This window comes from Proteiniphilum sp. UBA5463 (assembly GCF_002427225.1).
In the GTDB taxonomy this organism is placed as follows: Bacteria; Bacteroidota; Bacteroidia; order Bacteroidales; family Dysgonomonadaceae; genus Proteiniphilum; species Proteiniphilum propionicum.
In genome coordinates this window covers 1-13,200 of the sequence record NZ_DIQL01000025.1, presented here as the reverse complement: position 1 = coordinate 13,200, position 13,200 = coordinate 1, and the positions used below count along the sequence as shown (strand labels likewise).

Here is a 13,200-nt window from a genome sequence, read left to right as displayed (position 1 = left end):
CCTGTAATACCGCGTAACCAGCTGCCTGCGACAAACACCGAAGCATGATCTCCGTGAAAGAAGGTGGGCATATATCCTCCTCTTTTTTCCCCTTTGTCGGTAATCGATTTGATGATGTCCGTCGTGACATCCGGAGAGATCATTCCCAGCAGCACAAGCTTGTTCCGGTAGTCGTCCCAAAACGAGGGATTGGTATAATAGCGGAACCCTTCATTTACCACGTTTCCCCGTTCGTCGGTAAAGTCACCGTTTACATCACTGCGTAGTGCAGGCCATAGGAATGAACGGTATAGGGTAGAATAAAAAATTCCTTTTTCACGTGTTGTTCCTCCTGTAACCTTGATATGCGATAATAATTCCTCCCATGTTTTATCAGCCTGTAGGTTGATTCTCAAAATTCAGCACCGGATGCTCTTGGGTTTAAACACCAGTAGATTGCTCCTTTACTCCCTGAACCTATAGTTATCCAAAACCACTGACCTATTTCCTCCTTTGTAGGACACATTGGGTTGGTACCGCTGTAAATATTATTTCCTCCCTGTAATTCAGTCATCAGCCAGGGAATGTTACCGGCGCCCGAACGAAGAATCTCGCTATTTGCAGACATGGCTATGGCATACCTGTTTCTGGGGAAAAAACCAAAATGCCAACTGGCATGGGCTGAACCTCCTAAGCTGGACAGAAAAGTTCTCCAACTTGGGAAATCATACTGTGCGGCCAGTGTAAAAATCTGATGGTTATTTACGTGGATGGACTTTTCTTTGTCATATTTGCGTATTTCATCCGACAACCATTTTAAATACCATGTGTTATAATGCAACAAGAACTTCTCATTATCAAATGACAGCTGGTTGTAAGCAGTGAGTTTATAGATCTGCTGGGTGTCTTCATAGTTATCTCGCCATTTTTTGTAGATTGTCCTTGCCAAAGGGTCATTTATGTTCCCTCCCCCTAGTTCGTTAATGGGAATCCAACCATAGAGAGATGAGTGTTGTTTAAAATGAAGAACTACATTTTTTATATAATCGGCTATACGGTTAAGATGTTCTTCGTTATACGGAAATTTAAATCCTCCTACATCTGTAAAATCTGTAGCCGGGAAAAGATTGGCATAGACTTTAATATGATATTTTTCCGCATAAGAGAATGCCTTGTCAAATAAGCTGAAATCCCAGTCGCCATTTACATCCTTCATATAATTTTCGAACATGCGGATACGTGTAACCTTCATATTGTTTTTCCTGAGAATTTTAAACCAGTTCTCTACATTTTCATCCGACTGCCCGGGTTCTATGAATATTTCTGCACCAATCATTGGAATATCATTTAAATTTACTTGCGATCTCACGTTGGCGAATATAATAAATAAAGACACAGCCGTGTATATTATGCCATATTTTATAAAATTCATCTCCTTTGTTTCATTTTTTCGTTTCACATAAATATAAATCATTTAAATTTTCCACGATTTGTTTTAACTGCCATAAGAATAATCGTCATTTCATCGACAAGGATGATAAGTTGGTTCTGATTGTATAAATAGAGTTTTACCGGTTTTATTATTAGGAGTAAATAAAAAATTTGTCTCTTTAGAAAATTGTATGGGATGATTCTATAAAGCCTACAATGGATTGATAAGAAATATATAAGGAAAAAAGGAGTGTTAGCAAAAGTCCAAGATTAAACCAGAATCCCGCCTTATATTTTCCCATTATACTTTTTCTGTTTAACAGATATATAATGGCAATAACTACAATCGGCAATACAAATATTTGAAACAATTGGCTGATCAACATGGCATAGACCGACTTAAATCCAAATGCGGGAACAATTAACCCAAAAAGAAGCGCAATGCCGGTCATTAATCGAAAACGGAATCCTTTATATATAACAGGTCTGTTTTCGTAGTCACTGATCAATAAAGGTGCAAGCATCACGATTGGAAAAACAGAAGAGAGGGCTGCGCCAAATATTCCCATGATAAAAACAGATAAAGCCAGATGTCCCAGGAACGGCTCCAGCATACTTACCATCGTGAGTATATCTTCAACCGGTTTGTCGGCAATATATAAAGTACCTGCGGCACATGCCATAATAGAACCGCTTATGATAAACATCAACAACGCTGCCACAAAGGCATCTTTTGTTTGAAGTTTCGAGTGTTTCGTTGTCCATTTTTTCTCTTTCATCAACATGCTCCTTACTACAAAGGTCGGTGCCGTTAACGTAGTCCCTACTAACGCCGCAATGATCATCGGAGCATTTTTTTCGTCCGGTATGTTGGGGATAAGTCCTTCTATTACAGTATTAGGCTCAGGAAAAACAACAAACATGGAGATAATAAAACTGATACCCATGATGGAGACGAAAACTATCATTAATTTCTCAAAAGAGGAATATTTTCCTGTCAGCAGGAATAGATATAAAAAAATAATTACTCCAAATGCAATATAAACCGGATTCCATCCCGGCTCCCCAAACAGACGGATGGATATTTGTCTCATAAGGTCGGAAGCAATCCCCATTATACCAATAAGTGCCAGAATCTCGACAAAAACCAATCCAACCAAAGTTATCAAAGCTGCCAGTTTACCCAGAGATTTGAAATGTTTCTTATAACCATACAGTGCTCCTTCTCCCGTTACAATGGTATACCGTCCATAAGCTTCCAATAAGAAAAAACTGAATATGCAGGAAAGGGCTAAAGCCCAAAGCATAGACATTCCATAACGGGATCCTGCTGAGGCCATTGCAACCACACTTCCTGTGCCGATGCTATATCCTACAAGGAATAGACCGGGTCCTACGGATCTCAGAGAATTCCCGGATCGCTTCAAAACTGACTTTATTTCAGACATGAAATTTTCTGTTTTTCAATTGTTGATTTATTTTTATATGTGAATGGTTATACTTTCAGTTTATTCCTGAACCGGTAAGACCTCACTGCTATTATGTACTATTCCAATTTGAATATCTTTTTCCAGATTGATGCGTTCACTCAAATACTCTTGTAGATCATCTATTCTCAAATAATGAAATCCAAGCAGATTGGTCAGTATAGGATCCATTGTTAAAGTTGCTTTGAAATTCCGCTTAATATGGTTCAGGTACATACACTCCGAAGCTCCAAACCGATCCTCTATTGCATTGTCATCCAGCATTTTGAAAAGCGTGGTATCATCATATTTGGCAAGGCGGGCAATCTCTTCTCCATGAGTAGGTGCAATTCCTTCATAACAAGGTGACAGAAGGATAATTTCACCCTTGGGTTTGGTGGCAATCTCTGCCGAGAACAACCCTTTATCGGCTTGTGTGAAATCAAAATCGGACGGATAAGCGCTACTGATGGTGATATCGGCTGCTTCAGTGAATCTTGAACCGAAAATTTTCATTCCCCACCTTACAGCTTCACGATGTGCTTCAATAAAGTGACCTGCCACAGCTTTCAGCAGCTCTCCTTTATCAGTCTGTATAACATTCACGATAAAATGAAGCCCTACGTCTCTTGCAAAATCTTCCATTTCTTCCCGACAGGGAGTCAACACTTTGCCTAGTTGTTGTTCAGTTGCTCCCAGCAGGTGCATGGCATGAACTGTTTCAGTTCCTGCCACTCCGGGGAGCAGGATTTTGGCACCACCGCTCCAGCCGACAGGATGATGCGGTAGCACTCCACCAACTCCAATACGTATGTCGGCATTGAGAACATCTTTGTTGACAACTATTCTTGTTCCTCTCTTGGTTATTCCTCTGTTTACCAGATTCCCCTGGCAATCGTGATGTTTTATTTCAATTTGATCAATAATGTCCTGCCCGAACCGTTCCAGTATCTCTTTATCTGTCATAGGCCTGTGAGTGCCGTAGGCTATAACCAGCTTGATCTGTTCGTTGCCAATTCCCGCTTCATGCAATTCATCAAGAATTAACGGAATAATTACTTTCTGGGGTGTAACTCTTGTCCTGTCATCTGCCAAGATAACCACGGACGAATTCTTTGAAACTATCTCTCTTAATCTTTTTGTCCCTATTGGATTCTGTAAGGCTCTTTTTATTTCATCACCGGGATTTTCAGGTGGACTAAACTCATTTCTTTGTAGACTGAAACAAAGATTTTTTTCAGGAATTCGCAGTTCGATGAGTTTTTCTCCGAAATGAACAGGAATAACCTTTACGGTTTTCTCTTTTGTATGTTCCTTTTTCATATGCAAATCGTTTGATGTGTGAATATCTATTAATTAATGATTTAATTCGTTTTATAGATTTAATTATAATTGCTTTATCATTCTCAGTATCTCTTTTTCATAAGTCTCCTGCCATTCGGGTGCAAGAATGCAATTTGTCACTTCATATCCGCCTTTTTGAAAGGCCTCTTTGTCGGGAGCATAATGTATGTAACCGTTGGAATAAGCTGAAAGAAAAGTAAAAGGATATGGCGACATTTTCTTGATGCTAAGTCCTACAGCTGCAAATGCTTCTCCCGGAAAAGAAACAAGTATAAAGTCTCCGATGCGGATTCCCAAAATCTCTACAGGAATACTCGTTCCTCCAGTTTTGTTGGCCAACTCCTTTCTAAGTTTTAACCAATAGATATCTTCACGAATATGAGATAGCCTCTCCATTATATGGATATTGCGGATATATTTATCGATATCTCTCCTATTTGATTCATCCAGTTTCTTGAAATCTTCTGTTCCTTTTTTCTCTTCATCCAGATATAGATATTTATAATAGGAAGGATAGGATTCGGAAATTTTGTATTTCAAGTATAAAGGAAGAAATGTTTTTAAGTTCAAACTTGTTGATCTGAGAGAGTCCAAAAGTATCTGAGTTTCCATTTCCAAAGCATTCAGATTCGAAGCAAAATCCGAACGAAGTGGAAGATAGATGACCTTGTTAACCACAGATAACCGTTTAGTTTCGCAGGTGGCTATTTCTCTTGTCCTGTTTAGTACATTTAGTCCGAGCATTTGACCAAAAGGTTCACTATCTCTCGGATGGTTTACATCCTTATACATTATTTCTGTTATATCTCCTGCTGCTCCCTGAAGGAAAAAGGCCATGGCTCCCTGTCCGAGCTGTTCCTCAATTAATTGGGAGGCAAATCCGGGGTACTCGGCAGTCACTCTTTTATTTGGAACACCTGTGTAAGGATGGCAGGCATAATTATAAAGTATTGCTTTGGGCGTACCATTTAACCGGTCAATCTTCAATATTCCTATTTCAGGGTCAATTTCTCCCAAATCGGCAATCTCTTCATCTTGCATATTTGGATTCGCATGCCGAATCGTAAAAACCTTCCCATTTTTAAGATTGATACGGCGGTTCATCGCGAACCTGTCTTCAGAGCCCGTTCCCGTTCCAATTTTTACAGGTTCAAGGTTTAAGATTGCCTTCTCTACGGCCGAGATAGTCCTGTTTTGAATGTCGTTGCATAACCAATTTTCACCGATTAAAAATCCGTCATGATGATTATGTGATGCACTTACCAAAATATGCTCTCTTTTAATGCCAAACTTACTTTCAATTTCATTTCGCACATCATCTAAGAAATTATCCAAAATATTCCCTATGGTTCCAATGGCAACTACATCCATGGTAATGATAGCCATCTTTAACTCTCCGTTCTCCAGAACCAGGGTTTTCACATACAGGGAGTCGTTGATATTTCCCGAATCTGCCGTTATATTGCTTTTTCCTGTTCCGGCTTTTATCTGTGCCATTACTTCATAATGACTGAAAGAGAGAGAAATGAATAAAAGCAGGATGATCTTAGCTGTTCTCCTTTTTCTGCCTGCAATCTTCTCCTTTAAAGTCATTGGATTATTTTTTCATTATTATTGCCCTTTTTTGATACGAATATGGGTATCTTCCAGAACTGACAGGACAAATTCTCTGCTTTGGTGGGCAGCTTCATCCGGACTGGAAGTATAATCGAATCCCAATTCCACGGTCAAGAATCCTTTATATCCGGTTTCAAGCAAAGTTTGGAAAAATGGTGTAAAACAGATTGTTCCCTCCCCCGGAATCTTATGCTGATCGGCCAGCCCGTTGTTATCATCCAAGTGAACATGCAGTGGAATGTTTTTTCTCTTCAAAAGTAACAGAGAGTCTACCAATGATTCCTTGTTCACGTGACAATGACCGGTGTCTAAAGCTATACCCATATCTGGGTATTTTTGATCCTCGATGAGCCTTACCCCGTCTTCCACCGTGAGAACCAGATCACTTTCCATCATATGGGCCGGTTCCAATAACAGAAGCACCTCTTTGGCAACTGCATAGTCCACCAGCTCATCGAGACTACTTGTTAATTCGGCCATTCCACTGTTATAGCCCTGCCCATACAGGGTGCGGCCAGGACAAAGACTTACTGTCCTGCATCCCAGTAAAAGGGATGTGTCGATACTATTTTTGATGTATTCCACGCTATCTTTCCGGATAGATGGGATTGGGCTGCATAAACTTGTCGGATAACCAAACTGTGCCGGGATAAAGCCGGATATTTCAAGTCCGGTCTTTTCGATTAATTCCCTCACGGATGAAACAGTCGTCTGGTTGATATCCCGGTAATATGCATGCGGACGTCCACCCCAAATCTCTATGCCGTCGTAGCCGAGTTTGGAAATCCGTTTAATAGTTTCCTCCAACCTGTAATTCTGATATAGTTTAGATGATACACTTAACTTCATACGATTGATTTTTCATTATTGAACATAAGATCTCACTCTGCTATCAGTTTTTCCAACATTTCTTTCATTTTTACAGCCTCCTGCATGATGTTATCAATTCCACTGATATCAACCACTACATACCCTTCATATTTTACCTTCTTTAAAGTGTGAATGATATTCCTGAAATTAATATTTCCCCTGCCAGGCTGGTAGTGGTACGGTCTAGTACCATCGTTATCGGAGAGATGAACCAGTTTGAGGTAATTGTTCAGTTTATATATGCCTAAATCCAGATATTCTCCTATAGCGTTTGCATGGGCAACATCGTATACCATGCCGATATTCTCCACGCCTACATCTTTAAATATAGAGATAACACCATCGACGGATGAAATAAAATCGCCCGCCCTCATCTCCATCGCAAACTGCAGCCCATTCTTTTCGGCAATACCTGATGCTTTTCTTAATTGGGCGATGACATTATTCCTGAGTTCTTCCCATACAAACCCTTCAGGTATAGCAACGGCATCGGCAGGCCCGCCGTGATAGAGGGATGTTCTTTCCTTGGGAACCATTTCCGGTGGGAGATAGAAGCAGTTGGTCACCATTTTTGCTCCTATGGCAGCCGTCATTTCACAAATTTGGGAAAATCGTTCCAACGAATTTCGCCGTTTTTCCTCATCAAAGGAAAAAAGTTCGTAGGTAACAGCCATGATACTTACAACATCCAGTTTCAGGCTCTTTGAACGATCTATTATCGTTTGCCATTTATCGGCATAAGTTTGGCACTCACCGGCATCTATTTCCATTTCGATGGTGTCAAACCCGGCTTCGCTTATCTCTCCCATCACTTTTAAAAGATTATTTACACTTGGAGGCAAACCATATAAGGTTATCGGAATCGTGAATCCACATGTTACCTTAATCATAATTTTTTGTTTTAATTAATTCAACTTCTTAATAGTGTTTGATAAATTCTCATTATTTTTTATTGTAAAACTGCTTGTGAGAATATCTCGATTACTTTTTCCCTTGGCAGATCAAATTGCGCGTATTTTCGGTTTCCAACGGGTAAATTAATTCCGTTGCCATTTTCTTCGACCGGGATCTCTTTTCCTAATTCTTCAAAAAGTTTTATGTTCTCATAATTTACCGGCAACAGGATGTTTGATTCTCCTGAGATATGCCAGTAAACGACCCATATTTTACTGTTCCGTTCAAATATAAATGCCCGAATTTCCTGACTTCCATCAGCAAGATCAGTTATTTGCTGGTATGGTACAAGTTCATAATCCCCATTTTCATTTACCAGCAGTATATGTTCTTGCCCAGACTCCCGGAGCTCTCTCTTTTGCTCGGCTGTCAGGATATCTTTTTCTCGTACTTCCTCCCACCTTCTGATCACTTCCAGATTATCTCCCGTTCTGGGGTGAGCTTTCAACTGATCAAGATTTCCAATAAGTGAAATAATCGAGTTCCACCCGGCTGCACGGCTGGTGATATACTCGAGCATGTCAGGTTGGATACCTATCGTACTTTTATCCGGGGCCACATAGCCGACCCAACCGAAATCAATACCGGTGAAATCATTTGAAACCAGTCTCGCTTCTGCTACAGGATGAATCCGTGTGGCTTCTTTGATTACTTCGGGACGAAATATGTCAAAAGCATTCCCACGGGTCAGAATATGCCAGCTGAAGTGCGATTTACATGCCCCTTCCGAAAAGAGGGGCTTATTTTTAAACGCTTTATATACGTCCAGTTGAGCTTTCGAGACATTATACCAATAGGGAGGTGGAACATCTTCTGCCCCATCGAAATATATGAACTTAAATCCTGCCTGATCATAGATATTCGCAAGCCTTTCCGCTACCTCTTCCTGAATGCCGGTTCTCTGATTAAACCGTACAAAAACCGGCCATGTGTCTACATCCAATATTCCAAGCATGTAACCGGCATCTAAATTGTTGGGAGATGTGTGCAATGCACCCCGTTGACATCCTGTAAATTGATAGGGTGGAGAAGTCGTGTAGCCTTTATAACTGACCAATTCATTTCCAATCTTCAGATAACGCCTTCCATCCTCCAAAGTAGTCCCGTCCGGGTTTTCTTCTACAGTGATAACAGTATCACTCCTATTAACATTTTTCGACAGTGTGAAAACGTTCCGTACGTTTAACCGGGAATCCGGGATAGGAGTAACATAGGAATCGTTTATCCCTGCTTTATTATAATGAAGATGGAGTCCGGCGATCATGCCGGCATCCTCAATCTTTTTCACAATTTCCTGTAAATCCTTCATCCCTCCCGGATATTGGAATTTCCACGGAAAATGCCCCATAGATGCAGCAAAATCAGTATAATAAATCACCATCTGCTTGAATCCTCCCTGCTTTGCAAAGGATATGTGCTCATCTATATTTTGCGTGGTGACATTTCTGAGTTCATAATATGAATTTTTATATTCTTTGCAGCGCCTGCTTTCAACCCCCAAAGGGAGGCCGTAGTCACGTTCGACCCTGTCGATACGGTCGAGAAGTGCAGCAGTTTCCGTGGCAATCAGTACAGCTTCTATCCCTTCAATCTGTACTTCTGCAACACCTCCTGCACGGACAACTTTACAACCGTCTCTTGTTTTTGATTCAATTTTAGTTGTGGGATTGGCAGCCAGTAAATTTACTGCCACATTTTCGTCCCACATCACGTTCAGCCACTCCCCAAAATTGCTTCTCTCTTTCAATGGAATTTGCAGGAGTGTGAATTCATCTATTTCAGTCTTTCGTTTTATGCCGATATCGTCCATGTGATATTCCAGCTTCTCAAGAGCAAAACCAATATAGTGATCCGTTATTTTCAGATCAATATATGCTTGATAATCTATCAACTCGAAACCGACGACAAGTTGATCATCCACCTGGTATATCGTATCTGAAGAGAACTCTTTGCTGATAGCCGGATAAGCCAGCTGATGCTCATTATCATAGGGCCTTTCCTGCCTGATTGAGAAGACCGGCAGATTAGCCCCTCTTAATAAGCATTCCTGTTGGGTTGGTTTATGAATAAGGCTTTTCGCGGTTCCGTTACTGCTTAAAATGAGTTTTAACTCACTATTTTCAATAACTATGTCGTTATCCTCTGCTCTACTGTTGTTAGTGCATCCTACTGCGCTCAAGATAAGCGCTATAAGTATAACCGGCACTGCCGTTTTTTTTAAAATTATTCTTTTCCTCATTTTTTCTATTTTTGTGTGCGGAAGTAATGATAATCATTTATTCTGCTATTTTCTTAAGGTGTTTTTCAAGGAACTCTAAGGTTTTCACTCCGTTAATCTTGTGTCCTCCGTCGAAGAATTCGATATCAGTACACTCCCCGATACCTAATTGTGTATACAGCCTTCTGACTTTGGCATATTCGTAAGCAACCCACTCATCGGGTGCAACCGGGTCCCAGTGCCCCCGTTCAACCATAAACGCTCTTGGGGCAATCAACCCTGCCATTTCCGCGTAATTTACCCTGTTCCCAAGGTTAAACTCAAACACCTCATATTCCCCCACGAACATATAGCTGGCAGGAAAATCCAATGAGGTAGTCTTCCATACCCATTCATTAAAATCTCCTGAGCAAACTACTACTTTATAATCTTTTAGAACAGCCGGTATCCGGACGGCGCTTTTTCCTCCATAAGATAATCCATAAAACCCGATACGATCTTCGTCTACGAAAGGCAACGTTTTTAACCATTGTAACGTCTGGTCGTGTTGACCGATAGTGACTGAAAAGATCGATTGTTTCAAAGGATTGGCCATTCGCTGAAATATTCTGAAATTTTCCAAACCGTAAGGATTCTGTGGGGCATATACAATGTAGCCCATATCGATCAATTTAGATCCGAATGAGTCCCTTTCAGAATTTACATAAGATTCGGCACGTCCACCCAGACCATGCTGAAGTACCACGAGAGGATACTGTTCTCCCTGTTTCAGGTTATTCGGGATCAACATGATTCCACCCGCGGGTATCCCTTCCCAAACATCCAGCTTTATCAGGTAGCCTTTCCACTTGGAATTTTCGTATATCAGTTTAGATTGGGGGTTAAATGGCTGATCAGGTGAAGGCATTTTTCCGATAATTTCTTTCCAGAAATAATCTCTGTAAAACTCAGTTGATTCTTCCCATTTTTCCACTGACGAAGGGTCTGCCTTGCTCCAGAATTTTTCCCGCTGTTTTGGACTCTTCTTTACAAGCAATTCAATGTGATTCATCAACTCATAAAATTGTTGCTGCATTCGAGTATCGAAATTGAAACCTGTGGTTAAACGAATAGGGCGTTGATTCGGTCCGGTTGATATCTCTGCATTGACTCCGAGGCCGGTAAATAATTTTTCTGTAGCAGCCATTGAGCCAGGAATTCCCCTTCCTTTATCATTTACTATCAATTGAAATTTTGAAGGTATTCCCAATTTGCGAAATAGTTCTTCTGCCTGGTGAGCTTCATTAAGTACCGAGTTTAATGGAGGTGTGGTTAAACGACCCGGAGCTGCAACCTCTTTTCGACCGCCGACGGCGTTGGGAGGGCCTTTCACTTCAGGACCTTGACAGGCCTCTACCACCAATAACCTGGGAGCTATCAGGCCGGCAATTTCCGCATCTCCGAATTCTTCCAGTAAACCCCACACATTTCTGTATAAAGGTTCTTCCCATACTTTTTCTCGCTCTTGAAAATAACCGCTTACCAACACACCGTCAATACGGGTGTCTGCGGCGCCACTGTAAAATGCCAATAGCCCTCCTTCACCATATCCGGCTACGCCTACGGGTAGTTCGGGTGCCTGCTGTTTGAACCAATCAACAGCCGCCAGCACTTTCTGAACTTCATATCCGATGATATGCCTTCCTACCTGATAAGCACGCCGATAAATAAACTCCCTGTGAGGCTGGTTTGTCATGACTACCTCAGGGTTTCCCGACCAAGTATCGTCCCTGTCGATTATCAGCGGTATAATCAGTCTGCAACCGGCATTCGCCAGTCGCGGTGCAAGCAAGGATTCATCCGGGATTCCGGGATTTAACCCCATCAACATTTCGGGCGACTGATCTGCATCAGGTATAACCACTATCTGTGCCTGAACGTTTTTGTGAGGTTCAATCCACAAACCTGTACCTGTAACACCCTCCAAGACTGGCCATTTTACGCGATAAACCGAATAGTTGTCTGTTTGTGCTACCAGTGCTTTATGAGCTGTGCTTTCCAATAGAACTAACCCGTCAAATGGTAAACGCCCATCTACTATCCTGGTAATTTTTTTAAACCTTTCCCTGTTGGAGGCAATTGATGCTTCATACTCATGTGTAGAAGAATAATTTTGGTTCCAATATTGATTTTTATTCAGACTGCCCGATTCTAACACCTTGGAAAAATAGCTGAACATCCCTCCAATCATTTCGGAACGGAGCACTTCGATACTTTCCAGTTCCAGAGGCTTGGTATCTTTTAAATATTCTTCTCCCGTTAAGTTTTGTTCCTGAATTATTGTGTTTTGTCCCTGTAAAAAACCCAGGTCTGATAAACCAATAAGCATAATCAGGATGAGACATATGTATTGTATCTTCATAGAATCATATCTCTGTTATCGAGTTTATTATATTAAGAGATTCATCATTTTGCCGAACCGGATAACCGAAAGAATTTAACGGAGTGTCCCTCTATCTCAAGATTCTTTAACTGATTAACCTCACCGATATTCTCATGTTTCCAAATATCATATACGCTCATATCACCAGCAATGCCAATCTCTTCCCAGAGAGTGGGAAAGGTGAAGGAGCGTTGATTCCTGTTAAAATATATCACGGCAATATCATCGTTATCGAGTTCTTTTTGCCATATTTCAAAGTCTCCTTCATCATATACTTTTTTCCCCTGAATCCCTGCAGTATCCTGATTGATGGCAATGGCATCTTTATTCAGAAGAATCTCTTTTATATTAGCATCCATTTTGCGAAGATCATTTCCTGCCATTAAGGGTGCAGCAAGCAAACACCAAAAGCTGAAGTGTGCTACATATTCATTATAGCTCATTTTCCCGTTTCCCACTTCAAGCATATCAGGATCATTCCAATGTCCCGGGCCGGCATATTTTTCCAAACCTACCTGTGAGTCAAGGATGATTGTCCAGCCCATACCTCCCCATTCTCGCCTGCAATCCCAGCAATCCAAAATATCGTTTGTTGTACGCCATAAATGACCCACATTTTGCGCCCAACTCCAGGGACGGCTGTTGCCCCATTCACACATGCTGAAAACTATTGGCCTGCCTGTATCTGCAAGGGCTTTACTCATATCGATATATGCTTTATGTGGGTCGATACCTTCGGAATTGCACCAATCATACTTTAAATAATCAACGCCCCATTCAGCATAGGTATTGGCATCAATTATCTCATACCCATTGCTCCCGGGCCGATTTTGACACGTTTTTGTTCCGGCACACGAATAAATTCCAAATTTCAGTCCCTTTGAGTGGACATAATCTGC

At 41.1% G+C, this 13,200-nt stretch carries 9 protein-coding genes and 1 pseudogene; all 10 read right to left on the bottom strand.

Annotation, left to right across the window (positions count from 1 at the left end; translation table 11 throughout):
• Positions 1-380: pseudogene (locus B3B27_RS03970) on the bottom strand (glycoside hydrolase domain-containing protein); the annotation flags it as partial.
• 11 nt (positions 381-391) lie between these two features.
• Positions 392-1,411 (bottom strand): beta-galactosidase, encoded by a 1,020-nt coding sequence (locus tag B3B27_RS03965; RefSeq protein ID WP_286846912.1) that lies wholly within the window; start codon positions 1,409-1,411, stop codon positions 392-394.
• Positions 1,412-1,589: 178 nt separating this feature from the next.
• On the bottom strand, positions 1,590-2,858 hold the full coding sequence (locus B3B27_RS03960) for an Nramp family divalent metal transporter (RefSeq protein WP_286832616.1): 1,269 nt from the start codon (positions 2,856-2,858) through the stop codon (positions 1,590-1,592).
• Positions 2,859-2,918: 60 nt separating this feature from the next.
• Positions 2,919-4,199, bottom strand: a complete 1,281-nt coding sequence (larA, locus tag B3B27_RS03955; protein ID WP_238867812.1) for a nickel-dependent lactate racemase — start codon at positions 4,197-4,199, stop codon at positions 2,919-2,921.
• A 63-nt stretch (positions 4,200-4,262) separates the two neighbouring features.
• Entirely contained in the window at positions 4,263-5,813 is a 1,551-nt protein-coding gene (locus tag B3B27_RS03950; protein ID WP_286846909.1) for a hypothetical protein, read from the bottom strand.
• A gap of 18 nt (positions 5,814-5,831) precedes the next feature.
• The gene (locus B3B27_RS03945) at positions 5,832-6,686 is read right to left on the bottom strand and encodes a sugar phosphate isomerase/epimerase family protein (protein WP_286846906.1); all 855 of its coding nucleotides are present in this window, start codon (positions 6,684-6,686) and stop codon (positions 5,832-5,834) included.
• 32 nt (positions 6,687-6,718) lie between these two features.
• Positions 6,719-7,597, bottom strand: a complete 879-nt coding sequence (locus tag B3B27_RS03940; RefSeq protein WP_238867809.1) for a sugar phosphate isomerase/epimerase family protein — start codon at positions 7,595-7,597, stop codon at positions 6,719-6,721.
• Positions 7,598-7,656: 59 nt separating this feature from the next.
• On the bottom strand, positions 7,657-9,900 hold the full coding sequence (locus B3B27_RS03935) for a hypothetical protein (RefSeq protein ID WP_238867808.1): 2,244 nt from the start codon (positions 9,898-9,900) through the stop codon (positions 7,657-7,659).
• Positions 9,901-9,937: 37 nt separating this feature from the next.
• The gene (locus B3B27_RS03930; RefSeq protein WP_238867807.1) at positions 9,938-12,280 is read right to left on the bottom strand and encodes a hypothetical protein; all 2,343 of its coding nucleotides are present in this window, start codon (positions 12,278-12,280) and stop codon (positions 9,938-9,940) included.
• Between the two features lie 44 nt (positions 12,281-12,324).
• Positions 12,325-13,200 (bottom strand): glycoside hydrolase family 27 protein (locus B3B27_RS03925; RefSeq protein WP_286846903.1); only part of this gene is annotated, 876 nt, incomplete at its 5' end.

Excerpts from the sequence above, each read along its gene's own strand:
- B3B27_RS03965 (WP_286846912.1), bottom strand. The coding sequence starts at position 1,411 with ATGAATTTTATAAAATATGGCATAATATACACGGCTGTGTCTTTATTT.
- B3B27_RS03960 (WP_286832616.1), bottom strand. The coding sequence starts at position 2,858 with ATGTCTGAAATAAAGTCAGTTTTGAAGCGATCCGGGAATTCTCTGAGA.
- larA (WP_238867812.1), bottom strand. The coding sequence starts at position 4,199 with ATGAAAAAGGAACATACAAAAGAGAAAACCGTAAAGGTTATTCCTGTT.
- B3B27_RS03950 (WP_286846909.1), bottom strand. The coding sequence starts at position 5,813 with ATGACTTTAAAGGAGAAGATTGCAGGCAGAAAAAGGAGAACAGCTAAG.
- B3B27_RS03945 (WP_286846906.1), bottom strand. The coding sequence starts at position 6,686 with ATGAAGTTAAGTGTATCATCTAAACTATATCAGAATTACAGGTTGGAG.
- B3B27_RS03940 (WP_238867809.1), bottom strand. The coding sequence starts at position 7,597 with ATGATTAAGGTAACATGTGGATTCACGATTCCGATAACCTTATATGGT.
- B3B27_RS03935 (WP_238867808.1), bottom strand. The coding sequence starts at position 9,900 with ATGAGGAAAAGAATAATTTTAAAAAAAACGGCAGTGCCGGTTATACTT.
- B3B27_RS03930 (WP_238867807.1), bottom strand. The coding sequence starts at position 12,280 with ATGAAGATACAATACATATGTCTCATCCTGATTATGCTTATTGGTTTA.